This window comes from Telluria sp. RT2P19, assembly GCF_059685725.1.
This window is the reverse complement of sequence record NZ_JCASIL010000003.1, coordinates 130,259-155,947: the sequence shown is the minus strand read 5'-3', so window position 1 is coordinate 155,947 and position 25,689 is coordinate 130,259. Positions and strand designations below refer to the sequence as shown.

The following is a 25,689-nucleotide window of genomic DNA, read 5'->3' as shown; positions in this document are numbered from 1 at the left end:
CGCGCTGGGACCTGGATGACTGGAAGCGTCCCGGCGCGAGGCAATGAGCTTGGCATCAATCAAGTTCGACACGGGTATTACGCGGGCGTACTGCGCGCCTGCGGTGCATTGCCGCGACACCCAGGAATCCGAGACCGAGCAGTGACATCGTGGCCGGCTCGGGCACCTCTGCAGGGCCTTGTGTGAAGTTGACCCGTAATATGGTCCCGGAGTCGTAGGTCAGATTTTCCCAGTTGAATCTCACCTGCGTATCAGTAAAGCTCACTCGGGTCGCGTCGAAACCCGCCAACGTGGATGTGGGATCGATGCTCGCACCGATGAAGTTCAATGGAGTGCCGCTGAGTAAATTGAATTCAAGGCCATTGAATGCTGCGGATCCAAATGTGGGCGGCGCCGGCTCGAACGAGGTGTCGAAGCTGAATAATATCGACGCCTCGCTGATGTCGACGACAATATCAGTGACGTTTTCTATGTCGATCGTCGTTTCAGTGCCGTCCCCAACCACAAACGTTGCTGGCGTTTCTGTGGCGCCCGGGTATGGCGTCGACAGATCCGTGTAATAGTAGCGCACGTCGAGTTGCTTCCCCATGAAACCGGCATGCGCAAGGCTGGTGCCGCCGCAGATTACTGCGAATAATATTGCTGTTTGATAAGTTCTCATCTTCACGATGTTCCCCTAGGGAACCGCTGATTTATTCGGTTTATCAAAATCCGCTACTAATGAAATCAAAGGGTTACGCTGCGTTCGGCGGCGGAAAGTGGAATAAATCAGCACTTCCCTAGGAATTGACTTATATACCTGATCGTTTTGCTGGCAGCCCTTTATATGCTGGATAGAAACCTGATCTTTGTCTTATATAGCCAACAGAGTTGATAATAAGTAAGCGCCGGTTTTACCTCCGTTTCTTGAAATGCTCCGATCCAATATAGGGAACGTCTGTCGCGAAGCGGGTAGTTCGCCCTACGGGTAAGCTCGATTGCCGGCGATAACACCGCTTTTCTCGCTTGAAATTGCCAAGGTCGCTTATTGAGTTATTTCAATCTACCACCGAAGCCCCGATGTGAATAAGAATATTTATTCGATGCTCAAATGAAATCGAGGACAATTGCAATCTCGACTATTCAGTTGGTATGAATATGTCGACGGTCGATCGCCGAGCCAATCGACCTCATGCGCCGCTGTTCGCACGACGATGCATCGGGTCAAGCTGGGGTGGAGCCGTCGGCTGGCGCTGCCGGCAGTGGTCTGGCCTGGCGTGCCGCGCTCGGCCGATCTTCGGGAAAAAAGCTATCATGGACGCTTCACCAACCTCGACACCGATGCTCATGACGACTCCCAGCTATCCCGACATCCGCCTCCTGATCGCCAACGAATGGGTCGACGCCATCGGCGGCAAGACGATTCCCGTGGTCAACCCGGCCACCGGGCAGCCGATCGGCACCGTGGCCCACGCCGCCATCGCCGATCTCGATCGCGCACTGGCCGCCGCCCAGAAGGGCTTCGAGGCCTGGCGTGTCATTCCCGCCGCCGAGCGCGCCGCCACCATGCGCCGCGCCGCCAATTTGCTGCGCGAGCGCGCCGGCGACATCGCGCGTTTGCTGACGCAAGAGCAGGGCAAACCGCTGGCCGAAGCCAAAATGGAAGCGATGGCGGGCGCCGAGATCATCGACTGGTTTGCCGCCGAGGGTATGCGCGTCTACGGTCGCATCGTCCCGTCGCGCAACCCGGCCGCGCAGCAACTGGTGCTGAAGGAACCGGTCGGTCCGGTCGCCGCCTTCACCCCATGGAACTTCCCGATCAACCAGGTCGTGCGCAAGCTGGCCGCCGCGCTGGCCACCGGCTGCTCCTTCCTGTGCAAGGCGCCTGAAGAGACCCCGGCATCGCCGGCCGCGCTGTTCCAGTGCTTCGTCGACGCCGGCGTGCCGCCCGGCGTGGTGGGCCTGGTGTTCGGCGACCCGGCCGAGATCTCCGGCTACCTGATCCCGCATCCGGTCATCCGCAAGGTCACCTTCACCGGTTCGACGCCGGTCGGCAAGCAGTTGGCCGCCCTGGCCGGCGCCCACATGAAGCGTGCGACGATGGAGCTGGGCGGCCATGCGCCGGTGATCGTGGCGGCCGATGCCGACGTCGCGCTGGCGGTCAAGGCGGCCGGCGGCGCCAAGTTCCGCAATGCGGGCCAGGTATGCATCTCGCCGACCCGCTTCCTGGTGCACAACGCGGTCAAGGACGAGTTCACCCGCGCGTTCGTCAAGCACGCCGAAAGCCTGAAGCTGGGCGATGGCCTGCACGATGGAACCACCCTGGGGCCGTTGGCCAATCCGCGCCGCTTGAGCGCGATGGCGCAGCTGGTGGACGATGCGCGCGCCAAGGGCGCCGTGGTCGCCACCGGTGGCGCGCGCGTGGGCGACGCCGGCAACTTCTTCGCGCCGACCATCCTGGCCGATGTGCCGCTGGAAGCGAGCGTGTTCAATGACGAGCCGTTCGGTCCGGTGGCGGCGATCCGCGGTTTCGACAGCCTCGAAGACGCTATCGCCGAAGCCAACCGCCTGCCGTACGGCCTGGCCGGCTATGCCTTCACCAGCTCGATCAAGAACGCCCAGCTGCTGATGAACCGCGTTGAAGTGGGGATGTTGTGGATCAACCAGCCCGCCACGCCGAGCGCCGAACTGCCGTTCGGCGGCATCAAGGATTCCGGCTATGGCTCGGAAGGCGGCCCGGAGGCGCTGGAATCCTATCTCAACACCAAGGCCGTCTCGATGGTTGGCGTTTAAGCACGGCCTAGCTGCGCTGCATGGCCCGGCGCCGGATTGGCCGCCGGGTCAGCCCTGGCCGTGGCGATGCACGGGTCGATCGCCAGGATCCAGGACTTGTCGCCTTGCGGTGAGTGGACGATCGCCGGGGCGCGTACACCCCTTGCGCCGATGCTGCTGCGCAGGATGGGCTGCAAGCCATTCGGGACGGTCCAGCGATTGCCGTCCCCGCTGCTGGCCGACTAGATCTGTTCGCCGTCGGCGGTCTCGCTGGTGGAGTTCGGGAACGCGCGCTTCGTGGTACCGGGCGACCACGAGCAGGCGCCGAGCACCGACAGGATCGATCCGGGCAGCTGCCAGCGGGTGACGATCGAGGGCCACTACTTCTCGGTGACCGAAGACTGTATCGCCGCCAAGGGGTCGAACGGGCCGTTTGCCCCTGGATGACAAGGACAGTCCGCCGGTGGTCGATGTCCGCGTGCGCAACTGCGGGTTCCGGCGCGGCCACGGTGTCATGACGCTGGCTTGCTGGCCAGACCGGAATCAGCGACACGGTGCCGAACGATATCGACCTGACACTGGGCGACACGAAGCTCGACGTCCCCGGCGCGCGTGGAGTGCGGCCAGAAAACGTGGTGGTCAACGGCGAGAGGATAGCGCTAAAGCGCCGCCTAGAGAATCCCGGCGCCGGCGGCCGCCCGGCAGACGTGCACGGTGGCCGGCGCGCCATGCGGCGCGCGGTAGTCGCGCGCCACGGCCTGGCGCGCCGTTTCCACCACGCTTTCCGGCACCAGCGCGACGACACAGCCGCCAAAGCCACCGCCGGTCATGCGCACCCCGCCGGCCGTGCCGATGGCCGATTTGATGATCTCCACCAGCTGGTCGATGGCGGGCACGGTGATCTCGAAGTCGTCGCGCATCGACGCGTGCGAGGCTGCCATCAGTTCACTCATGCGGCCAAGATCCCCGGCGGCCAGTGCGGCGGCCGCCGCCTCGACCCGCGCGTTTTCGCTCACGACGTGGCGCGCGCGGCGCAGCACGACCGGATCGAGGCCTTCGGCTTGCGCCGCAAGCCGGGCCAGGTCGACGTCGCGCAGCGCCGTCACGCCGAAGTGGCGCGCCGCCTCCTCGCACTGCGCGCGGCGCGTGTTGTAGGCGCTATCGACCAGGCCGCGCGTGATGTGCGATTCGACGATCAGGATCGCCGCCCCGTCGGGGATCGGGACCGGGCGCACGTCCAGCGAGCGGCAGTCGATCATCAAGGCATGGTCCTGGACGCCGCAGGCGGAGCTGATCTGGTCCATATTGCCGCACTTGCAGCCGACAAAGTCGTTCTCGGCGCGCTGGGCGAGCAGCGCCGCCTCGATCGGCCCGAGGCCGCCGCAGGGCAGGGCGCCGAACAGCGTGCAGACCGCCACCGACAGCGAGGCCGAGGACGACAGGCCGGCGCCTTGCGGCACGTCGCCGGCGATCACCATGTCCATGCCGCTCAAGGCCCTCCCGCCAGGTTCGCGCTGCAGCAATTCGCACACCACGCCGCGCACATAGTTGGCCCACATCGGCGCCGCCAGGCGGTCGATCGGTGCGTCGAGCGCGTACTCGTCGACGGCGTCGTCATAGTCGGCCGCCACCACCCGCAGCCGGCGGTCGGTGCGCGGCCGCGCCACGATCACCGTGCGGTAGCCGATCGCGCAGGGCAGAACCAGGCCGTCGTTGTAGTCGGTGTGTTCGCCGATCAGATTGACCCGGCCCGGGGCCTGGACGCCAAACGTGGGTGGTTGGCCGAACGCGGCCAGGAAGACATCGGCCGCTCTGGCCGTCAGGATATCGCTCATCGTGCGCTCAAGCATGGGAAGGTGGGGTGTCGACGGCATCGAGGTAGTGCATTTCGTCGGAGACGGCGCGCAGCATGGCGGCCGCCTGTTCCGGCGTCAGGTCGCGCTGCGCCTCGGCCAGCATCTCGAAGCCGACCATGAATTTGCGCACCGAGGCCGAACGCAGCAGCGGTGGATGGAAGTGGGCGTGCAGCTGCCAGGCCTCGGCGCCGCTTTCTTCGCTGCCGCCCGGCCCGTACGGCGCACCGTGCCAGCCCATCGAATAGGGGAAGGAGGTCTGGAACAGGTTGTCGTAGCGGGTCGTGAGACGCTTGAGCGCGAGCGCCAGGTCGTCGCGCTGCCCGGCGTCGAGGTCTTCCAGGCGCCGCACCGGGAAGCGCGGCAGCAACAGCGTCTCGAACGGCCAGGCCGCCCAATAAGGCACTACCGCGAGCCAGTGCTTGGTGTCGACCACCACCCGCTCTTGTGCTCGCGCCTCGCGCTCGGCGACGTCGAGCAGCAGCGCACGGCCGTGGGTGGCGAGATAGTCGCGCTGCTGGCGGTCTTCGCGCGTGGGCAGGTCGGGCAGGAAGCTGGTGGCCCAGACCTGGCCGTGCGGATGGGGATTGGAGCAGCCCATGGCCGCACCCTTGTTCTCGAAGACCTGGACCCATCGATAACTGGCGCCGAGCTCGGCCGCCTGCGCGCACCAGGTGTCGATCACCTCGCGCAGCGCCGGCAAAGCCAGTTGCGGGAGCGATTTCGCATGGTCGGGCGAGAAGCAGATCACACGGCTGGTGCCGCGCGCGCTCATGCTCTGGAACAGCGGGTCGGCGCCCGGCGCCGCCTCCGGCGTGTCGGGCATGAGCGCGGCGAAGTCGTTGGCGAACACATAAGTGCCCTGGTAGTCGGGGTTGCGCTCACCGTTGACGCGCACGTTGCCGGCGCACAGGTAGCAGCCGGGGTCGTGCGAGGGACGGGCTCCCCGCTCGGGGGCTTCCTGCTGCCCTTGCCAGGGCCGCTTGGCGCGGTGGGGCGACACCAGTACCCAGTCGCCGCTGAGCGGGTCGTGGCGGCGGTGTGGATGGTCGGTAGGATTGAACATGACAGTCCTGTCTGCGTGGTCGGATGCCATGCAGCTTACCAGCCGATGCCATAAATGGCGACCAGCACCACGCAGCTCACGGCCGAGCCCAGCGCAAAGCCGCCATCGGCGCAAAACAGCGTGCGGTCGATATGCATGCGCTTGAGCGTGCCGTCCTGCCCGGCCAGTGTGCTCATCGCCACCATGCCGATGACGACCATGATGAACACGGTCATCATGCGGTCGAGGAACGGGATTCATGCACGCCGGCGCCATTGTCGGCGGCGAAGCCGAGCGGCGCCAGGAAGCTCAGGTCCATCGCCAGCGGCAGGAATTTCAGGAACACCGAGAACACCAGGCCGCCGATGGTGGCGAACATCGCCGCCGCGGCGGTGGTCTTGCGCCAGTAGACGCCGAGCAGGAACATCGCCAGGATGCCGGGCGAGACGAAGCCCGTGTATGCCTGGATGTACTGGAAGCCACCCTTCTTGTCGATGCCCATCAGCGGCGCGAGCAGCACGGCGATCGCCATCGAGGCCACCACCGACACGCGCCGATCCACACCATCTTCTGTTCGCGGGCCTCGCGGTTGAAGTGCTTGTCGTCGATGGCGAGCGTGAAGATGGTGGCGATGCTGTTGGCCTTGCCGGCCAGCGAGGCCACCACGGCCGCCGTCAGCGCGGCGAAGGCCAGGCCATTGATCCCGGCCGGGAGCAGGGCGAGCAGGGTGGGATAAGCGCGCTCGGATTGAGTTCGCCGCCCGGACGCATGGCGTCGCCAGGGTGCCCGAGCGGTCGAGGGCGTAGGCCGCGATGCCTGGCAAGACCACGATGATCGGCATCAAGAGCTTCAGGAAGGCCGCGAACAGCTCGTAGACGGCGATCGCCATGCCGATGCGGTAGCCGGAGCCGCTCATGCCGATGAACTGTTCGGCCGAGATGTTCGAGGCGATCAGCGAGGCGCCGATCGCCCACCACATCAGGGAGCCGTCGGCCGGGAAGAAGTCGTGGATGGCCTTGCCGCTGCTGCGCTTCTTGCGCCAGTAGATCCAGATGCCGTAGACCGCGATGGCCACGATGTAAACCAGGAACACGCAGGTGTCGAGTGTGCTGAAATGGGGGCATTGGTCGGTGTCTCTGTGCCGCCGGGCGCATGCGGCCCGGTCATGTTTGCCGTTCGGCGCGACGCGGATGCGGCGGCCCAGCGCTAGTACCCCTGGGCGCTGATCAAGGCTTGCCGGCCGAGTATTCATTTTCCGTTCTCGAAGTGTCAACCGGTGGGGGCGCGGTGCTCGATCTAATCGGGCGCTTGAGCGTTTGCCGTGTTTGTCGACGCCATGCCAATACCGGCGGCGATCATGGCTGATCATCCATGCCGCGATAATGGACGCGCAGGTGTGCGCCGTCGTAGACTGCGGATACGATCCGCTCACGCCGCACCCGCCCATGATCATCTCGTCCGCCACCGACTTTCGCCAGGCCGCGCGCCGCCGGCTGCCACCTTTCCTGTTCCACTACCTCGACGGCGGCGCCGGCGCCGAGCAGACCCTGCGCAGCAATGTCGACGACCTGCAGGCGATCAAGCTGCGCCAGCGCGTGCTGCGCGGCTCCGAGCAGCTTGAGCTGGGCGTGCGGTGGTTCGGCGAAGGCTATTCGCTGCCGATCGCGCTGGCGCCGGTGGGCCTGACCGGCATGTACGCGCGGCGCGGCGAAGTGCAGGCGGTGCGCGCCGCCTGCCACCGCAACATCCCGTTCATCCAGTCGACCGTCTCGGTCTGTCCGCTGTCGGAGGTGGCGGCCCAGGCCTCGCACCCGATCTGGTTCCAGCTCTACGTGCTGAAGGACCGTGGTTTCATGCGCGACGTGATGCGCCGTGCATGGGAGCTCGGCTCGCGCACGCTGGTGTTTACGGTCGATATGCCGGTGCCCGGCGCGCGCTATCGCGACGCCCACAGCGGCATGAGCGGCCCGAACGGCCCGCTGCGGCGCATGCTGCAGGCAGTGCTGCATCCGCGCTGGGCGTGGGACGTGGGCCTGTTCGGGCGCCCGCACGACCTGGGCAATATCTCGGCCTACCGCGGCAGCGCCACCGGCCTGGCCGACTACATCGGCTGGTTGGGCGCCAACTTCGATCCCGGCATCGCCTGGCCCGACCTGCAGTGGATTCGCGACGAATGGCAGGGCAAGCTGGTCATCAAGGGCATCCTCGACCCCGACGACGCGCGCGATGCCCTGGCCTTCGGCGCCGACGGCATCGTGGTCTCGAACCATGGCGGGCGCCAGCTCGATGGCGCGCCGTCGAGCGCGGCCGCGCTGCCAGCCGTCGCGGCTGCGGTGAAGGGGCAATTGGCGATCTTCGCCGATGGCGGCGTGCGCACCGGAACCGACGTGTTCCGCATGCTGGCGCTCGGCGCTGACGGCGTCCTGCTGGGCCGCGCCTTCGTCTATGCGCTGGCCACGCAGGGCCAGGCCGGGGTCGAGCGCCTGCTGCAGATCATGGAAAAAGACTTGCGCACCAATATGGTCTTGACCGGCGTGCGAAAGGTGGACGAGATCGGGCCGCACCTGCTGGCACGCTAGCGATCAGGCTCCCGGCGTGGTCACTCGGTCGGATCGGGCGTCACGCGGGTGAGTTTGTAGTCGGCGGCGGAGCGCTCGAGCGCCAGGCCGAGCACGTCCTTCAGCTCGTCGGGACTGGCGCCCTGGTCGAGCTGGCGCTTGGCGAAGGTGTTGCGCAAGGTGCGTCCGCCCGAGCGCGACAGGTCCATGCCGGCACGTTCGAAGGTGGCGCGCATCTGCATGTATACGGTCTTTCTCGTCATCCTGGCGCCGGTCAGGTTCGCCGGGAACACGAACTCGCCCGGGATTCCCATGGCGTCGCGCTCTTCCATCCAGGCGCGCAGCTCGTCGGCGCCCTCGCGCGGGAGGTCGATCGTGTGTTCGTGGCTGGTGTCGTGTTTCTCGTCGGGAGTGATCGTCAGCAGGATCGACCCGTCGATCGCGGCCTGGCGCCCGACCTCGGGCAGGAGCAGGCCGACCGCTTCCGAGACGCGCAGGCCGGCCAGGGCGATGACGACTTGCATGGCCCGGTCGCGCCGCCGCTTCCAGCCATCGAACGGGGTGTTGCGGCGCTTGCGCGGCACTTCGGCCGGCAGCGCCGCGAAGAAGCGCTGCAGCTGGTCTTCCGACAGCGTTCGCCCGGCATCGTCCTTGGCCATGTGCGCGCGGTCGATGCCGAGGATGGCCAGTTGCGCCGGATTCGGCGCCACGCCGAGATGCTCGTAGCAGCGTTCGAGCAGGCGCAGGTAGCGGTAGGCAATCTTGCTGTTCAATACCCGCTTGCCTTTGACGGTGCGGCCGATGAAGCGCAGCAGGTCGGCCTGCGTCACCCTGGAGAAGACGAGTCGCTGTTCCTGGAACCAGCCCGCCACGTTGTTGAACATGAAGACGTAGATCTTGGCCGATGCGGCGGACAACACCCGCAGCGTGCCGTCGGCGCGCTGGCGCCGGCCGGTCTCGGCGAAAGCGACACTGGAGACGAAGTCCTTGAATGATCGAACCGGATCGGCATCCCACGAGGTTGGTGTGTGCATGATGAGGTGCGCTGGGGTAGCAGAGGATGATATTCTACCATAAAAGTAACTAACCAACAAAAGGCGCGCACCAGCCAGCTTTACCGGGCGCCACAGGCTACGATACATGGAACAATTGGGTGACAAGGCCGGCAGCGAAGCAGTTTGATCGATCCGTGCAGAACGGTCAGAACGGTCAGAACGCCGCCAATATGCCCATTGCCCCTGACATCTTTTCCGACAGCAGCGACTTCTCGCTATGCGTCATGACCAGTTCATGCGTCGCGCGGGTCATCGCCACGTACAGCAGTCGGGCCTCGCCGACCGGGTCTTCTTCTTCCTGCGACGCAGCGCCGATGCCGGGAATGCAGACCAGGGGGAACTCGAGCCCTTTGCTGCTGTGCATGGTGATCAGTTTCACGCTGTCGTGCGCCGGCATGAACGACCATTTGCGATCCTGTTGCCACTGGAATGGGATGCCTTTGCGTGCGAGCGCGTCGACGAGCAGCTTGCCGACGCCATAGCGGCGGTAGACGACCGCCATCTCGTTCCACGGCATGCCCAGCCGGTGCGCATCGGACAGGCGCTCGGCGAGGAACGTGGCCTCGTCCTTCAGCGTTGGCAAGCTGACGAGCAGGGGCCGGGGACCGCGCCTTCCAGCGCTCATCGGCAGCACGGTCGGGGCCTGGTCTTCCTCGGCATCGCTCGGCGCCAGCAACTGGTCGGCGAACGCGCGCGCCACCGCCAGGATCTCGGCCGTGTTGCGGTAGTTGAGTTTCAGGATGGTGGTACGGCCCTTGGCCTGGATGCCGACGCTGGAAAACGAAAAGCGGGACCGTTTGCGGTCGCCATAGATCGACTGGGCGTCGTCGTACAGCACGAGCAGCGAGTTCGCGTCGGGATGGACCATCTGCACCACCAGCTTGAACCATTCCGGCTTGAAGTCATGCCCTTCGTCGATCAGCACCGCCTCATATTGCGCGGCCGGGATCACCTTGCGGTCGACCGAGTGGATCACGCGCTCCACGCAGGCCTCGAAGAAGGCGTTCACGTCGCCATCGTTGACCGGCTTGCCCGCATGGTAGGCGTCGAGCTGCCGCACGCACCAGGCGTGGAAGGTGGCGACGTGGACCTTGTCGTGCAATCCCTTGGTCGCCATGACGCTTGCCAGCTTGGTCGCCAGCGTCTTGTTGTAGCACAGGATCAGGATTGGTCGGGTGCTGGACTTCGCCAGATGCTCGGCGCGGTAGCCGAGGATCAGCGTCTTGCCCGAGCCGGCGACACCGTGGATGACACGGTGTCCTTCACCCAGGCTGCGCGCCAGTTGCTCTTGCTGCAGATCCATTACGCGCAGAATATCCGGCAGTTCGACCGTCAGCTGACCCGGTTCATCGCACGTGTCCGGTTGGGCGGGGATGCGTACTTCAGGAAAGATGTGCCAGCGGATGCGATCGATCTGCGGCGCGCTCAGCTTCATCTTGAACTTGATGGGGAACATTTGCCATAGTCGCTGCTGGAATCCTTCCGAATCCACGCTCTCGGTCATTTCGTCCTGGCAGATGACGAGATGCGGCGGCATGACGTTCGCCAGTTCGGCCTTGTCGAACTGCTTGCGGGTGATGTTCGTCAGTACCACGCCATGCCCGTAGGGGAAGAACGGCTTGCCCTTCAGCGATCCGCTGGGCCATACCAACTGCGGGTCGCGCTCGAGCTTGTTGGTGACGGCGAACATGTACTGGCGCGCCTGTTCCAGCGGATTCTGTACGTTCTTGATGCCGGCGTGGGCCAGGATCGCGACGGTGTGCTTGTCGATGCTGCGAATCGTGTCGGCGCGCCAGTCCTTGACCTCCAGCACCAGCAGGCCGCGGTTCGGATGGAATACGATGAAGTCCGGGTGCTGGGTACGCTCTCCGATCGAGACGTCGTACCAGCACAGATAATCGTCTTCCAGCTTGTCTTCCAGGCGGGCCGCCAGGCGGCGTTCTCCGGGCGTCATCCGCGAGGCGCACGCGCCGATCGAAGGAATCAGCGTTGCCATGTGCGCTCCTTGGTTCGTCCAGGTGTCATTCTACGTGACGCCTGGACGCGAAAACTCGCCAATGTTCACGGCGCCGGGCCGGCGCCGGCTTATTTCACACGATCGAGCAGCCCCCGCGCGCGCAACCATTCCTCGGCGCGGCGCGGCCACAGCGAAGCATTGCCCAAGCCGGTGCGCATGCCCATGCCATGTTCGCCATGTTCGAACAGGTGCATCTCGGCCGGCACCTTCGCGCGCGTGAGCGCCTGGTAGAACAGGATGCTGTTCTCGACCGGCACCGCGGCGTCGTCCTGGGTATGGATCAGCAAGGTCGGCGGCGTGCGCACCGTCACCTGGCGTGCGACGGACATCAGTTCGATGTCCGCCGCACTGGGCGAAGGGCCGAGCAGGGCGGTGCGCGATCCGCCATGCGCCGCCGGCCCCTCGAGCGCGATCACCGGATACATCAGCATCAAGAAGTCGGGCCGGGCGTCCACCTTGTCGAGCGCATTGCCCGTGCGTCCCAGCGGATGGTCGAACAGCGTGCCGGCAGTGGCGGCCAGGTGACCGCCCGCCGAGCTGCCCATCACGCCGATGCGATCCGGTCGAAGATCGTACTGCCCCGCCTGGGCGCGCACCAGGCGCACCGCGCGCAGCACGTCCTGCAGTGGCGCCGGGTGACCGAATTCGCGCATCCGGTACTTGAGCACGAAAGCGGTCACGCCGAGGCTGGAAAGCCAGCGCGCATGCTGTTCGCCTTCGCGCACGATGGCCAGGCGCTCGTAGCCGCCGCCGGGGCAGATGATGACGGCGCTGCCATTGGCGCGGTCGACGGCCGGCGGGTACACGGTCAAGGTGGGATCGGCGACGCGGCTGACCCGGCCGTCCACATAACGTTCCTGTTCCAGGCCAGCCCGGGCGCCGGGAACGCCCTCTGGCCAGAGCGGGATCGTGACTGGCGCGGCAGGCCAGGTGGCGCCGGCCGCCAGCGCGGCGCCGGCAGGGGATGCGGCCAGCATGGCGGCCCCGATTTGTTTGAGCATATGTCTCCGTGTCGCGTACATGCGGGTCCTTGTCTGTTTTTATGGTACGGATAATAACCCAGCCGGTACCGGTAACTTGTAAATGGGCTCCTGCTCCTCCAGGCATGCAAGAGGCCCATGATAAAATGCACGCGCTACCCAGGAACCTGGCTTGGCAGCAGCTGGTCGAGTGGAGTCAGACTCCTGAAGGGAATTTCCTTGCTGTAAAGAGTCACCCATGAGCCCTGTCCTTACAGGGCTTTGTATTTTGTTTGTCCTACCTATCGTATTCGGAATTCTCCAATGGAAATTAAAGTCAACTTCCTCGACAAGCTTCGCCTGGAAGCCAAGTTCGACGATTTCACCGTCATCGCCGACCAGCCCATCCGCTATAAAGGCGACGGCTCGGCGCCAGGGCCTTTCGATTACTTCCTGGCCTCGTCCGCCCTGTGCGCGGCGTATTTCGTGAAGTTGTACTGCGATACCCGGAATATCCCGACCGAGCACATCCGCCTGTCGCAAAATAATATCGTCGACCCGGAAAACCGTTACCAGCAGATCTTCAAGATCCAGGTCGAGCTGCCGGCGGATATTTCCGAAAAAGACCGCCAGGGCATCCTGCGCTCGATCGACCGCTGCACGGTCAAGAAGGTCGTGCAGGCCGGTCCCGCATTCGTGATCGAAGAGGTGGCCAATCTCGACGCCGACGCCCAGGCGTTGCTGACGCTGCAGCCATCGGATGCGCAGACCTACATTCCCGGCAAGGACTTGCCGCTCGAGCAAACGATCGCCAATATGTCGGGCATGCTTGCCAGCTGGGGTATCAAGATCGAGATCGCCTCCTGGCGCAATATCGTTCCGAACGTCTGGTCGTTGCATATCCGCGATGCCCATTCGCCGATGTGCTTCACCAACGGCAAGGGATCGACCAAGGAAAGCGCGCTGGCCTCGGCCCTGGGCGAATACATCGAACGCCTGAACAATAACCACTTCTATGCCGGCGCCTTCTGGGGCGAGGACATCGCCAACGCACCTTTCGTGCATTATCCGAACGAGCGCTGGTTCAAGCCCGGCGCCGACGACGCGCTGCCTCCGGAGATCCTGGATGACTACAGCCGCGGGATCTACGATCCGGACGGCGAGTTGCGTGGCTCGCACCTGGTCGACACCAATTCGGGCAATGTGGAACGGGGCATCGTGTCGCTCCCGTTCGTGCGCCATTCGGACGGCGAGGTCGTGTATTTCCCGTCCAACCTGATCGAGAACCTGTATGCCAGCAATGGCATGAGCGCCGGGAATACCCTGGCCGAAGCGCAGGTGCAATGCCTGTCCGAGATCTTCGAGCGCGCCGTCAAGCGCGAGATCCTGGAAGGCGAGATGGCCTTGCCGGACGTGCCGCAGGAAGTCCTGGCGAAGTACCCGGGCATCCTGGCCGGCATCAAGGGCCTGGAAGAACAGGGCTTCCCGGTGCTGGTCAAGGACGCGTCACTGGGCGGGCAATACCCTGTGATGTGCGTGACGCTGATGAATCCGCGCACCGGCGGCGTGTTCGCCTCGTTCGGCGCGCATCCGAGCTTCGAGGTGGCACTCGAGCGCAGCCTGACCGAACTGCTGCAGGGGCGCAGCTTCGAAGGCTTGAACGACCTGCCGCGGCCGACCTTCGCCAGCGAAGCCGTAACCGAGCCGTATAACTTCGTCGAGCACTTCATCGACTCCAGCGGCGTGGTGTCGTGGCGCTTCTTCAGTGCCCGCACGGACATCGATTTTGTCGAGTGGGACTTCACCAGCCGCGGCGAGAACGCCAATCTCGATGAAGCCGCGACCCTGCTGGCCATTCTCGACAACATGGGCAAGGAAGTCTACACCGCCGTGTACGACGAGTTGGGCGCCGTGGCCTGCCGCATCCTGGTGCCGGGTTATTCCGAGGTATATCCGGTCGAAGACCTGGTCTGGGACAACACGAATAAATCCCTGCTGTTCCGGGCCGATATCCTGAACCTGCACCGCCTGGACGATGACAGCCTCGAAGCGCTGCTCGAGCGCCTGGAAAACAATGAGCTGGACGAGTATTCCGATGTCGCTACCTTGATCGGCGTGGAGTTCGACGAGAACACGGACTGGGGCCAGCTGACCGTGCTCGAGCTGCGCCTGTTGATCAACCTGGCGCTGGGGCGCCTCGAGGACGCCCATGAGCTGGTCGGCGCCTTCCTGCAATACAACGACAACACCGTTGAACGCGGCCTGTTCTACCAGGCCCTGAACGTGGTGCTCGAAGTGGAGCTCGACGATGCACTGGAACGCGACGATTACGTGGTCAACCTCCGCCGCATGTTCGGCGACGCCCGGATGGATGCGGTGCTCGGCTCGGTCGACGGCAGCGTGCGTTTCCACGGCCTCACGCCGACCAGCATGGCGCTGGAAGGGCTCGATCGCCACCACCGCCTGATCGACAGCTACCGCAAGCTCCATGCGGCGCGGGCCAGGGCGGCCAGCGCCTGATTGCTCCCGCTCTGACGCAGTCCCTGTTCGCAGGGGTTTCTTTCGGTGCTGTACTCGTTAGCTGTGGATGAGTATTGAACTGCCGGGCTGATCGGCGGTCGGGCTCCGGTCGACGTCGATAGGAACGCACGGTGAAAGCCCCATGGTGGCCGCGCTGTTCTCCGAGCTGGCGCTGCTGAACCAGCCGCAGCGCCAGCAGCTGCTGGCCGCCTTGCGTCCCGCAGCCGGCCTGGACCGCGTCATCTTCCTCGTCGAGGGGATTCGTTCAAGAGTCCGCTGCTGCCCCGCGCCGGCGGCAACTGCGCCGCGCGCGCAGCACGATGCCAGGGCGTCGAGGCGGCGACAGGCCGCGAACCGTGCGCAGCCGTGACTGAAAGACCGCCGCGCGCAGGCCTTTGCTCAACTTGTTGACTAAACCCACTGGGCTGTCGCGCATGGTGATGGACGCGCGATCCTCGACCTGCCGGCCCGAAGGCCTGGAAAAATGGACGCGCGAGAAGCCGACCCTGTACGAGGTGCGCTTCAGCGCCGCCGGCGACAGGTGCGCGAACGCATGGGCTTTCGCACCATCGCCGTCCAGGGCAACCAGATCCTCTTGAACGGCAAGCCGCTGGTCCTGCGCGGCATCTCATTGCAGGAGGAGGAATTCGGTCCCAACCCGGCGCCCGATAGGAACGGACAGGCGTCGCGCGCTGCTGCACGAGATCGAGCATGGCCTGAACGGCAGCTACGTGCGCCTGTCCCACTATCGGCCCTCGGAAACCACGGTGCGCGTGGCCGACGAGCTGGGCCTGCTGGCAGGGAGCGGGATCCCGGTGTACTGGACCGTGGACTGGACAACCCGGCGGTGCTGTGCAAGGCGCTCGCGATGCATCATGAATGCCAACGCTCACGGCGCGACCCGTCATCACCGCGATGCGCGTCGTCCCGGTCGCCGGCCCGCCGTTCAACGGCAAGGCCCTGTCGATCCTGGAGCAGCACGCCGCGACTGCCGGGGCGATCGGGCGCGGCCAATGGTGCGCACCTACCTGTCGGACACCCTCGGCGCCGTCGACGCGCTGCGCAACCGCTATCCCGACACGCTGCCGCCGCTGAAATTTTCAGGCCCCGTTGACGGCGGCCTCGAACCTGCCGGTTCCTAGCGTACGTCGAGCAGTTCGACGTCGAAGATCAGGCTGGCGTTGGGCGGAATCGGACCCGCGCCGCCGGCGCCATAGCCCATCTCGGGCGGCAGGATCAGCGTGCGCTTGCCGCCGACCTTCATGCCTTGCACCCCTTCATCCCAGCCGCGGATGACCTGGCCGGCGCCCAGCTGGAAGCTGAACGGCGAACGCCCGGCCGAGGAGTCGAACTGCTGGCCGCGCAGCGATTCGGTGTCCGGCGCATATAGCCAGCCGGTGTAGTTGACGACCGCGGTGGCGCCGGCCACGGCTTCCTTGCCGGCGCCGGGGACGGTGTCGATCTTCTGGAAGGCGACGGCCGCTGCCGCCGCCGTGGAGGTGGCGGGCGTCTTGGCGCGGTCGCAGCCGGCCAGGGCCAGCGTCAATCCAAGGCCGATGATGCAGGAAGACAGCAGATGTTTCATGGGTTCTTTCTTGATGGTGGTAGGAACGGAATTTCGGCAGCATACCCTGCGCCGCGGCCGATGCCAACACCGCTAGCGGGCCGCGCGCTTGCGGCCTCGCGCCTCGAACGGCAAGCGCGCCTCGTCGAACGCCTCCAGGATGTCGTCGCGCGCGGCGCGGATCGGCAAGTCCTTGCGGTCCTGCCCGCGGGTCGGCAGCCAGATCGCGCGTGTCGGCGCGACCGGCAGGTAGCCGTCGGTGTCGCCGAAGCCGGCGAACAGGGGCTGTTCGCCGTCCCGATCCGGTCGCACAAGGCGGGCATGCCATGAAAGTCGACGCGCATGGGCGCCTCCAGCAGTGAGCAGGTAGCACTCGGGACTGCGCTGCACCCCGCTTCTGGCCAGGCGTCGCTTGACGCCGATGCAGACGGCGCGAGATCGTCGAATGGTTGGCCGTCAGCGCGTGGTCGATGGGCAAGCCGCCCCCATCGGCCTGCGTCGTGATCGACAAGGTCGAGGAGGTCGACCGCGACGGCCGGGGCGTCGGCGCGGTCATGACACCCGAATATCGGTCGCAGGCCGGGCACGCCGGGGAAGGGCGCCAATTACCGGGCGGGCAGGGCGGCGTTGGTGCGTTTCAGTCAACACCGTGAGCCCGTCCGCAGGCCTAGCCGCAGGGCTGCCCACTGACTACGATGACATCGCTGCCAGTCACCCGACCGGCCCGGCCCGCACGAGCGGGCCCCTGACTAGGAGATATCATCATGAATGCCCGAGACAATGCGATCAAGCCCGGCACGCCGGGGGACGAAGACCTGGTGCCGTCGCGCTACGCCCTGCAGATCGGCGAGATCGACGTGCTGGTGGTCAGCGACGGCGTACTGCCGCTGCCGGCCGTCACCATGGCCACGAATGCCGAACCGGCCGACCTGGCGGTCTGGCTGGACCATATGTTCTTGCCGCCGGACGCCTTCGATTGGCCGCTCAACGTGCTGGTGGCCAGGAGCGGCGAACAGGTAGTGCTGGTCGATACCGGTCTGGGTTCGCAATTCCCGGGCTTTCCGCGCGCGGGACAGACGCCGCACCGGCTGGAAGCCGCCGGCATCGACCTGTCCGCCATCACCGACGTGGTAATCACCCATATGCACATGGATCACATCGGCGGCCTGCTGGTGGACGGCCTGAAGGCGCGCCTACGTCCCGACCTGCGCATCCACGTGGCGGCGGCCGAAGTTGCTTTCTGGGCCGCCCCTGACTTTACCCATACCGACATGCCGGCCCCGGTGCCGGACGTGCTGCGCTCGACCGCCACCGCGTTCATGGAGATGTACCGCGACCGGCTGCATGTGTTCGACGAGCGGCACCAGGTGGCGCCGGGCGTCACCGCACGCCGCACCGGCGGCCATACGCCAGGCCACTGTGTGGTCGACCTGGAGTCGAACGGCCAGCGCCTGATATTCGCCGGCGACGCGATGTTCCCGGTCGGCTTCGACAAGCCCGAGTGGCACAACGGCTTCGAGCACGATCCCGAGGAATCGACCCGCGTTCGGCTCGCCCTGTTCCGCGAGCTGGCGAACAACGGCGGCCTGTTGGTGGCCACCCACCTGCCGTTTCCCTCGGTGGGGCGAGTGGCGCTGGAAGGCGACGCCTTCCGCTGGGTGCCGGTGTTCTGGGATCACTGAGGGCAGGACAGACGCCGACGATCGCGACACATCGCGCCTGTCTTCTTCAAGAAACAGCCCGCTTCGGCGGGCTTTTTTCATGTATTGACACGATCCGCAAGACGGCAAGGAAAATATGGTTGAAGTTTTTTGTGTATTTATGTCAACTGAATGACATATGGCCGCGTTAAGCATCGGGAAAATCTGACCAAACTGGAGAAAGAATGACCCGATTGAAAGTCAAGCCGATCTGCGCCGCCGTCATGCTGATGTCGGCATACAGCATGCCAGCCATGGCGCAAGCCGCCGCCGGTACCGAGGTCACGGGCGCCGCGTCCGAGCCATCGGCGCCGGCCGCCGAGGCAGCTCCAGCCGCATCTGCCGCACAGGCGGCGATAGCACCACCGGCACCACAAGCAGCACAAGCAGCACAAGCAGCACAAGCAGCACAAGCAGCACCGGCCATGCCGGCCGCACAGTCAGCACCTGCCGCACCCACCGTGGTGCAAGTCACCGGCCTGCGCCAGAGCCTGCGCTCGGCCGAGGACATCAAGCGCGACGCCGCCCAGGTGGTCGACGCCATCAACGCCGACGATATCGGCAAGTTCCCCGACCGCCAGGCCGGCGACGCGCTGCAGCGCGTGGCCGGGGTCCAGGTGGGGCGCGACCGTGGCGAGACCAGCACCGTCATCATCCGCGGCCTGCCCGACGTCGCCACTACGCTCGACGGCAACGAGATCTTCACCGCAGCCGGCCGCCGCCTGTCATACCAGGACTTGCCGGTCCAGTCGATCGCCGGCATGGAAGTCTATAAATCGGCCACCGCCAGCCAATTCGAGGGCGGCATCGCCGGCGCCGTGAACATCCGCCTGCGCGCCCCGTTCGACAACGAGGGCTTCACCGCCACCGGCTACGTTGAAGACCGCGTCAACCAGACAGGCGGCAGCAGCAATACCTCGGACAAGCACAGCCCGGGCGGCGGCTTCCTGGTCAGCAATCGCTGGAACACCGACTTCGGCGAGATCGGCGCCCTGTTCGACGTGTCGGTCAACCGCGACAACTGGGCCTTTCCGGTGCAATACGTCGACCGTCCCGACAATGTGTTCTCGGTGCGCCCGGACGGCAGTGCGACCCGCCTCGGCAACACCGGGCCGTATGCCCCGGCCGCGGCCGGCGACGTGCTGGGCCAGCTGCCGAACATCGGGGGCATCTACAATGCCGGCCAGCGCGAGCGCCAGAGCGTGCATGGCGCCTTCCAGTGGAAGATCAGCCCGCGCCTGACCGCCAGCGCCCAGTATCTCGGCATGGGCTACCAGGGCCGTACCGGCGTCAACTACGTCATGAGCAACGCCACCTGGACGCCGCGCCTGACCAACGTGGTGCTGGCGCCGCAGGGGAGCGCCTGCGCCACGCCGCAGGGCGCGATCTGCCCGATCCTGGCCGCAAGCGCGCCGGGCGCGCAATTCGGCAGCGCCTACGACTGGGACCCCTACACCGCGACCAGTACCTGGGGCCAGAACGAACGCACCACCACGCACTACCTGAACTTCGGCCTGAAGTACAACGACGGCCCCTTGACCCTCGATTCGCAATTCGGGTACACCCGCTCAAAGTTCGTCAATGACACCGTGATCGTCGACCAGCAAGCGCCCGGCGCCTCGGCCAGCTTGTATTCGTACGGCGCCGACGGCCACGGCGGCTTCAACGCCATCACCACGCCGGGCGGAGGCAACGCGCTGCAGGATCCGAACAACTTCGTGCTGCGCGGCCTGGTGCAAAACTGGAACGAGCAGGCCGGGAGCCAGCTGCAGTGGCGCACCGACGCCACCTATCGCCTGACGGGCGGCGGGTTCTTCAACGCCTTGACCGCCGGCGTGCGCCTGTCCGCGCGCAAGGCCAGCTACCATGGCGCCGAAGGCCACGCCGACTTCACGGGCGAGCGTCCGAGCCCGATCGGGGCCCTCGGCGCGTCGTTCCAGAGCCTGGTGCCAGGCCTGGACCGCCTGGGCGGGGCCTGGTACGGGCCGTCGTCCGACTATTTGATCGACAACGCCGACGCGGTGCGGGGCGCCTATGGCCTGGGCAACGGCCGGGTGCCGAACGATCCGGGCCGGGCGTTCGACCAGCGCGAGCGCAACGCGACCCTGTACCTGGGCACGCGCTGGGGAACGGACGTCGGCGGCGTGACCGTGGACGGCGAGATCGGCGCGCGCGTCATCCGCGTCAAGCGCGACCTACGCGGCCAGGCCCGCATCGGTGACGCGGTGTCGGATATCGACCTGTCGACCTCCGAGACCAACTACCTTCCGAGCGCATCGGCCGTCGTCGGCTGGACCGAGGACCTGCAGTCGCACGTCTCGGTCGGCAAGACCATCACGCGTCCCAACTTCGGCACGCTGAACCCGGCGCTGTCGCTGGTGCCGTCGACCGTCAACGTGCCCGGCAGCGGCGGCGCCGGCAATCCCTATCTGGAGCCGACCCGCTCGACCAATATCGACGCCACGCTGGAGTACTACTTCCAGAAGAACGGCTTTGCCCAAGTGGCGCTGTTCCATCGCGATATCGACGGCTACGAGCAAAGCTTCACGCAGGACGAAGTCATCGACGACCAGGTCTACCGCGTGACCCGTCCGCAAAACTCGGGCAAGGGCCGCCTGCGCGGCGCCGAGTTCGGCGTGCAGAAGTTCTTCGATTTCCTGCCCGGCCCATGGAGCAATTTCGGCGCCCAGGCCAACTACACCTGGATCGATGGCGAGAACCAGAGCCGCACGGCTTTCGACAGCGACACCTTCACCACGACGCCGCTGACGGGTGTGGCCAAGAAGAGCTACAACCTGGCGCTGCTGTACGAGGGCCACGGCATCACCGGCCGCCTGGCCGCCACCCGCCGCGGCGACTACGTCGAGCAGATCGCCGAGGCGCCGTTCAGCCAGGACCGCGTGGTAAAGGGCGCGACCTTCGTCGATCTGAGCATCGGCTACGAGATCAATGACAAGGTGTCGCTGCAGTTCGATGCGATCAACCTGACCAAGGCGACATTCGAGAGCAGCCTTGGGCCGTACATGCCACGCGATATCCGCTACAACCCGACGACCTATGGCCTGAGCCTGCGGTTCAGGATGTAACCGTCCCCTCGTCTCGAAGGCGGCTGCTGCGGCAGCCGCCGTCATCCTGCAAGCCATCCAGCATGGCGGCGCGCCGACCACCGCGTCAATACGCATTTCTCAACGCATTGTCCACGGCCCTGTGGTCATCGCGTCACAGTTCGGTAATATCTCGCGTCGTTTTGTAAAGTTTTGCAAGCGCCGGCACGCCTGCGCGACGGCAAACGCACGCCAGGCCGGCTCTATTGTAAAGAAATGTTGCAGCAGTGCCAGCAGTAAAGGCCGTGATATCAATGAAATCAGTCACTTACGGTGCCTCGGGCCGACGCTGGACGTGAATCTACCCCCGCTGCTAGCATGAATTATCGATAACACGGGGACCTTTATGCATCAGTACTTCAACACCTGCCCGGACGTGGACGCCACGCTCCCAGCCCCTGTGGCGCGAGGTTCGGCAGCATGGAAATGAGTATCAGCAATCCGGTTACCGGCGGTTCGAGGCGCACCGTGGTGGTGGCCATGCTCTTCGTGGGCCTGCTGTTCTTCATCCTCGGCTTCGTCACCTGGCTCAATGGGTCGCTGGTGCCCTTCCTCAAGATCGTCTGCGGCCTGAACAACTTCCAGGCGCTGTGGGTGACGTTCGCCTTCTATATTGCCTACACCGTCATGGCGCTGCCGTCCGCCGCCGTCCTGCGGCGTACCGGATACAAGCGCGGCATGACCCTCGGACTGGGCGTCATGGGTGCGGGCGCCTTGCTGTTCATTCCAGCGGCCCAGAGCGCGCGCTACGAGCTGTTCCTGGTTGCGCTGTTTACGCTGGCCAGCGGCATGACCCTGATGCAGACCGCGATCAACCCCTATATCGTCTGCATCGGCCCGCGCGAGAGCGCCGCCATGCGCATCAGCATCATGGGTCTGTTCAACAAGGGCGCCGGGGTGGTCGTGCCCCTGGTGTTCGCCAGCCTGATGCTGGCCGATATCGACAGTTTCTCGCACACGGCGCTGGAGGCGCTGGATCCGGCGGCGCGCGACGCCATGCGCGCCGGCCTGTCGCAAAGGCTGGTCTTCCCCTACGCCTGCATGGCGGGGCTGCTGTTCGCGATCATGGTGTTCATTCATTTCTCGAGCCTGCGCGATATCCCGCCCGAGACCGACGGCCAGGAGGTGGTCGTCGAGCGCGGCGGCGTGCTGCAGTTCCCGCAACTGGTCCTCGGCTCGCTTGCGCTGTTCGCCTACGTCGGCGTGGAGGTGATCGCCGGCGACACCATCGGCCTGTATGGGCACGAGCTCCAGGTCGCCAACTTCGGCGTGCTGACCTCGTACACCATGATGTGCATGGTGATTGGCTACCTGATCGGCGTGGTGGCGATCCCGCGCTATCTGTCGCAGCAGCGCGCGTTGCTGCTGTCGGCTGTCGCCGGCATTGTGCTGACGGTCGGCGTGGCGCTGGGCTCGAACGCCGACGACGGCGTCTCGCGCGTGCTGGTCGGCTGGCTGGGCGTGCCGCTGGTGCCGGACAGCGTCATGTTCCTGGCCCTGCTCGGGCTGGCCAACGCCATGGTCTGGCCGGCCATCTGGCCGCTGGCCCTGCAGGGGCTCGGGCGCCATACCGCGAGCGGCTCGGCCATCCTGGTGATGGCGATCTCCGGCGGCGCACTGCTGCCTCTGGTGTATGGCCACCTGGCCGACCTGGGCGGTTCGCGCAGCGCTTACTGGATGATGCTGCCCTGCTACGCCCTGATTCTCTGGTACGCCGCCCATGGCCACACGCTGCGCCGATGGGGCGGGGCCAGGGGTGGCGGGGCCTGAGGCGCCGTCCCGGTCCGCTCTCCGATCTCTTTGTCACCAGCTTTGCCCGCACGGCGCCGCCGCGCGGTCTACCGTTTTCATCCATACCAGGAGCACCCAGATGTCCCAACTAAAACCAAAAAAGACACTCATCAGCATGGCGGTGGCCGGCCTGTGCGCCTACGCCGCATTGCCGGCAATGGCCCAGCAGCAGGGAGCGCCGACCGCGCCGGCGGTGGATGCCAACGCGATCCCCGAAGTGGTGGTCACGGCCACCCGCCATACCACCTCGCTTCTGAGGACGCCGGTCTCGGTCACCGCCGTCACCCAGGACGAGCTGACCCGCAAGGGCATTACCGATGTGCGCGGCTTGAGCGGTGAAGTGCCCAATCTGCAGCTGGGCAGCGCCACCGACGGCAGCTCGGGCGTGAAGATCTCGATTCGCGGCGTGAGCAGCAACGACTTCACCGAGATCGGCAATCCGGCGGTGAGCCTGAACGTGGACGGCATCTACACCCCGCGTCCGCAGTCGGCGCTTGCCCTGCTGTTCGACCTGGAGCAGATCGAGGTGTTGCGCGGCCCGCAGGGAACGCTGTTCGGCCGCAACGCGACCGGCGGCAGCATCAACATCATTCCGGCCAAGCCGCTGTTCGGTTCGACCGAAGGCCATGGCACCCTGACGATCGGCCGCTACGACCTGCGCCAGGTGACTGCGGCACAGAACATCCCGATCAGCGACAATTTCGCGATGCGCGCGACCATGATGGCCATCAAGCGCGACAGCTACCTGAACCAGCAGCAGGACTTCTACGCCGCCGACTTCCCCCAGTTCGGCGTGACGCCGGCGCGTGACGGTGCCGGCAACATCATTCCCGACGTCGACCAGCGCCACAACCGCAAGGTGGGTGCCGACGAGGCGTACATGAACAAGGACGAGTGGGCGGCGCGCCTGCAGGGCCGCTGGAAGGTGAGCAACAACCTCGAATGGCTGGGCGCCTACGAGCGCTACACCAACAAGGGCGCCGGCGACATCGCCCTCAAGGACTGCACGATGGCGGCCGGCACCGCCTATGCCTGCCCGGGCAGCCAATGGGATGTGAAGATCAATGTGCCTGGTGAGCTGGACTGGAGCATCGACACCTGGCGCAGCCGCTTCACCTGGAACCTGAATCCGAATGCGACCGTCGAGTACAACGCTTCGCATTCGGTGCAGAAGCGGCGCCAGATCCGCGACGGCGATTCGGGCTACCAGCCGCTGGCCGAGGACATCAATATCTATGGCGGCTTCGTCAACGACTCGGCCGGCTTCACCAATTCGTCGAAGTTCAAGACCACCGTGCAGGAGCTGCAACTGCGCGGCGAGCAGGGTGCGCTGCGCTATGTGACCGGCCTGTTCTACATGCACGAGAAGAACGCCATCGAGTTCGGCGAGGATTCGATCTCGGCGATGGTCAACGCGCCGGGCGCTCCGTACTATGCCTTGTACAGCCAGACCAACCGCCAGTCGACGTCGATGGCGGCCTTCAGCCAGGTGGACTGGGAGTTCGCGCCGAAATGGAACCTGACGGTCGGCGGCCGCATGACGCGCGACGTGCGCGAGGACAAGGACGGCAAGTTCTACGACTCGGGCACCACGGGCGATCCGTACTCGTACTTCCAGGGACAGTACACGCCGATCCCGGGCCGCTTCTTCAACAGCTCGGACCTCAAGCCGGGCATGGGCGCCTATTACGGCGTGGCCGGCATGAACCCGGCCATCATCCCGGACGTGAGCAGCAACCGCGATTCATGGAACAAGTTTACCTGGCGCCTCGGCCTGAGCTACCAGCTGACGCCGAACGACTTCGTGTTCGGTTCGCTGTCCACCGGCTACAAGGCGGGCGGCTTCAGCGACAAGCAGAACATCTGCGCGCGTGGCCTGAACGGCAACTGCGCCGACCGCGAGCCGGGTCCGCACTACACCTTCCTGCCATGGAAGCCCGAGACGCTGACCAATTTCGAGATCGGCTACAAGGGCCGCATGCTGGATAACCGCCTGTCGTTCTCGGCCACCGCCTTCCACAGCCGCTACAAGGACATGCAGATGACCGGTGCGGTCGAGATGGGCCGCATCATCCCGGCGATTCCGTGTACCGCCGCCAACCCGTCCTGCGATTCGGCGGTGTTGTACGGCACCACCAACGCAGCCGAAGCCAAGATCTCAGGCCTGGAACTGGAAGGCAAGTACCGTCCGTGGACTGGCGCCGAAGTCAATTTCCAGTACTCGCACCTGCGCGCCAAGGTGGCGTCGTATCCCGACTACACCCAGACCTGGCGCGACGTGCCGTGCGGTCCGTTCCGCGAGACCTACGGCGTGGCGCCGTGCGTGCGCTATACCGGCCCGAACCAGGCGCTGGTCGGCCGCTTCCCGGCCGATGTGGTGGGCAACGACCTGCCGCATGCGCCGCGCAACACGGCCCGTATCGAGATGTCGCAACGCTTCATGCTGCCCGGCGACTACGAGCTGACCCCGCGCGTATCGGCGCGCTGGCAGGACAAGATGTACTTCAGCATCCAGAACCTGGACAACCCGAAGGTCGGCAATATGCAGGGCGCCTACGCGACCTATGACGCCTCGCTGCGCCTGACCTCGCCAAGCGGCCAATGGCGCGCGGAAGTCTATGTCAACAACCTGACCGATACCTTTGCCAAGACCAATGCGCGCATCGTCGATCCGGGTTACGTGATCGGCCAGTACATCGAGCCGCGCATGTTCGGCCTGCGCGTGGGCGCCGACTGGTAGGGGCATGAAGTACCGGCCGCCGTCCGGCGGCC

Annotated in this window: 19 protein-coding genes and 2 pseudogenes; 10 read left to right on the top strand and 11 right to left on the bottom strand. The window is 65.5% G+C overall.

The window, feature by feature from the left end:
* Positions 1 to 55: 55 nt before the first annotated feature.
* Positions 56 to 661, bottom strand: a complete 606-nt coding sequence (locus AC56KW_RS04975) for a PEP-CTERM sorting domain-containing protein (RefSeq protein ID WP_497169868.1) — start codon at positions 659 to 661, stop codon at positions 56 to 58.
* A 665-nt stretch (positions 662 to 1,326) separates the two neighbouring features.
* Between AC56KW_RS04975 and AC56KW_RS04970 the strand changes: the two genes are divergently transcribed.
* Positions 1,327 to 2,772, top strand: coding sequence for an NAD-dependent succinate-semialdehyde dehydrogenase (locus tag AC56KW_RS04970; protein WP_497169867.1), 1,446 nt, complete (start codon positions 1,327 to 1,329; stop codon positions 2,770 to 2,772).
* Here AC56KW_RS04970 and AC56KW_RS04965 read toward each other — a convergent pair.
* Positions 2,769 to 2,975: pseudogene (locus AC56KW_RS04965) on the bottom strand (hypothetical protein); the annotation flags it as partial. The gene AC56KW_RS04970 and the pseudogene AC56KW_RS04965 sit on opposite strands and share 4 nt — an antisense overlap.
* 49 nt (positions 2,976 to 3,024) lie before the next feature.
* Between AC56KW_RS04965 and AC56KW_RS04960 the strand changes: the two are divergent.
* Positions 3,025 to 3,198 (top strand): hypothetical protein, encoded by a 174-nt coding sequence (locus AC56KW_RS04960; RefSeq protein ID WP_497169625.1) that lies wholly within the window; start codon positions 3,025 to 3,027, stop codon positions 3,196 to 3,198.
* Positions 3,199 to 3,422: 224 nt separating this feature from the next.
* Here the strand turns inward: AC56KW_RS04960 and galK are convergent, their stop codons facing one another.
* Genes galK through AC56KW_RS04940 form a run of 4 tightly spaced genes read right to left on the bottom strand, consistent with a single transcriptional unit; the run spans position 3,423 to position 7,114 of the window.
* The gene (gene galK, locus AC56KW_RS04955; RefSeq protein WP_497169624.1) at positions 3,423 to 4,586 is read right to left on the bottom strand and encodes a galactokinase; all 1,164 of its coding nucleotides are present in this window, start codon (positions 4,584 to 4,586) and stop codon (positions 3,423 to 3,425) included.
* 7 nt (positions 4,587 to 4,593) lie between these two features.
* A complete protein-coding gene (locus AC56KW_RS04950; protein ID WP_497169623.1) occupies positions 4,594 to 5,670 on the bottom strand; it encodes a UDP-glucose--hexose-1-phosphate uridylyltransferase in 1,077 nt (358 codons plus the stop codon).
* A 35-nt stretch (positions 5,671 to 5,705) separates the two neighbouring features.
* Entirely contained in the window at positions 5,706 to 5,888 is a 183-nt protein-coding gene (locus tag AC56KW_RS04945) for a hypothetical protein (RefSeq protein WP_497169622.1), read from the bottom strand.
* A complete protein-coding gene (locus AC56KW_RS04940) occupies positions 5,885 to 7,114 on the bottom strand; it encodes a sodium:solute symporter family transporter (protein WP_497169621.1) in 1,230 nt (409 codons plus the stop codon). Before AC56KW_RS04940 ends, AC56KW_RS04945 begins: the two co-directional genes overlap by 4 nt.
* On the opposite strand from AC56KW_RS04940, the gene lldD reads away from it, so the two are divergent.
* A complete protein-coding gene (gene lldD / locus AC56KW_RS04935) occupies positions 7,095 to 8,228 on the top strand; it encodes an FMN-dependent L-lactate dehydrogenase LldD (protein WP_497169620.1) in 1,134 nt (377 codons plus the stop codon). The two genes, AC56KW_RS04940 and lldD, sit on opposite strands and share 20 nt — an antisense overlap.
* Positions 8,229 to 8,248: 20 nt before the next feature.
* Here lldD and AC56KW_RS04930 read toward each other — a convergent pair whose 3' ends face one another.
* The 3 genes from AC56KW_RS04930 to AC56KW_RS04920 all read right to left on the bottom strand — a co-directional run bounded on the left by AC56KW_RS04930 (position 8,249) and on the right by AC56KW_RS04920 (position 12,280).
* On the bottom strand, positions 8,249 to 9,241 hold the full coding sequence (locus AC56KW_RS04930) for a site-specific integrase (protein WP_497169619.1): 993 nt from the start codon (positions 9,239 to 9,241) through the stop codon (positions 8,249 to 8,251).
* A gap of 175 nt (positions 9,242 to 9,416) precedes the next feature.
* Positions 9,417 to 11,258, bottom strand: a complete 1,842-nt coding sequence (locus AC56KW_RS04925) for a DEAD/DEAH box helicase (protein ID WP_497169618.1) — start codon at positions 11,256 to 11,258, stop codon at positions 9,417 to 9,419.
* Between the two features lie 89 nt (positions 11,259 to 11,347).
* Positions 11,348 to 12,280 carry an alpha/beta hydrolase gene (locus AC56KW_RS04920; protein WP_497169617.1) on the bottom strand — a complete coding sequence of 311 codons (933 nt, stop codon included), beginning with the start codon at positions 12,278 to 12,280 and terminating at the stop codon, positions 11,348 to 11,350.
* Between the two features lie 282 nt (positions 12,281 to 12,562).
* Between AC56KW_RS04920 and AC56KW_RS04915 the strand changes: the two genes are divergently transcribed.
* The 3 genes and pseudogenes from AC56KW_RS04915 (at position 12,563) to AC56KW_RS04905 (ending at position 15,900) form a co-directional block, all read left to right on the top strand.
* The gene (locus tag AC56KW_RS04915) at positions 12,563 to 14,758 is read left to right on the top strand and encodes an OsmC domain/YcaO domain-containing protein (protein WP_497169616.1); all 2,196 of its coding nucleotides are present in this window, start codon (positions 12,563 to 12,565) and stop codon (positions 14,756 to 14,758) included.
* A gap of 142 nt (positions 14,759 to 14,900) precedes the next feature.
* Positions 14,901 to 15,044: pseudogene (locus tag AC56KW_RS04910) on the top strand (IS1595 family transposase); the annotation flags it as partial.
* A gap of 727 nt (positions 15,045 to 15,771) precedes the next feature.
* Complete coding sequence (locus AC56KW_RS04905; RefSeq protein WP_497169615.1) at positions 15,772 to 15,900, top strand: hypothetical protein; 129 nt, start codon at positions 15,772 to 15,774, stop codon at positions 15,898 to 15,900.
* On the opposite strand, the gene AC56KW_RS04900 is transcribed toward AC56KW_RS04905, so the two are convergent.
* Positions 15,897 to 16,343 (bottom strand): FKBP-type peptidyl-prolyl cis-trans isomerase, encoded by a 447-nt coding sequence (locus tag AC56KW_RS04900; protein WP_497169614.1) that lies wholly within the window; start codon positions 16,341 to 16,343, stop codon positions 15,897 to 15,899. The genes AC56KW_RS04905 and AC56KW_RS04900 overlap by 4 nt on opposite strands.
* Positions 16,344 to 16,415: 72 nt before the next feature.
* Complete coding sequence (locus AC56KW_RS04895; protein WP_497169613.1) at positions 16,416 to 16,634, bottom strand: hypothetical protein; 219 nt, start codon at positions 16,632 to 16,634, stop codon at positions 16,416 to 16,418.
* 452 nt (positions 16,635 to 17,086) lie between these two features.
* On the opposite strand from AC56KW_RS04895, the gene AC56KW_RS04890 reads away from it, so the two are divergent.
* The 4 genes from AC56KW_RS04890 to AC56KW_RS04875 all read left to right on the top strand — a co-directional run bounded on the left by AC56KW_RS04890 (position 17,087) and on the right by AC56KW_RS04875 (position 25,657).
* Entirely contained in the window at positions 17,087 to 18,004 is a 918-nt protein-coding gene (locus AC56KW_RS04890; protein ID WP_497169612.1) for an MBL fold metallo-hydrolase, read from the top strand.
* Positions 18,005 to 18,207: 203 nt separating this feature from the next.
* Complete coding sequence (locus AC56KW_RS04885; protein ID WP_497169611.1) at positions 18,208 to 21,108, top strand: TonB-dependent receptor; 2,901 nt, start codon at positions 18,208 to 18,210, stop codon at positions 21,106 to 21,108.
* Positions 21,109 to 21,546: 438 nt separating this feature from the next.
* The gene (locus tag AC56KW_RS04880; protein ID WP_497169610.1) at positions 21,547 to 22,896 is read left to right on the top strand and encodes a sugar MFS transporter; all 1,350 of its coding nucleotides are present in this window, start codon (positions 21,547 to 21,549) and stop codon (positions 22,894 to 22,896) included.
* Between the two features lie 100 nt (positions 22,897 to 22,996).
* Complete coding sequence (locus AC56KW_RS04875; RefSeq protein ID WP_497169609.1) at positions 22,997 to 25,657, top strand: TonB-dependent receptor; 2,661 nt, start codon at positions 22,997 to 22,999, stop codon at positions 25,655 to 25,657.
* Positions 25,658 to 25,689 lie beyond the last annotated feature (32 nt).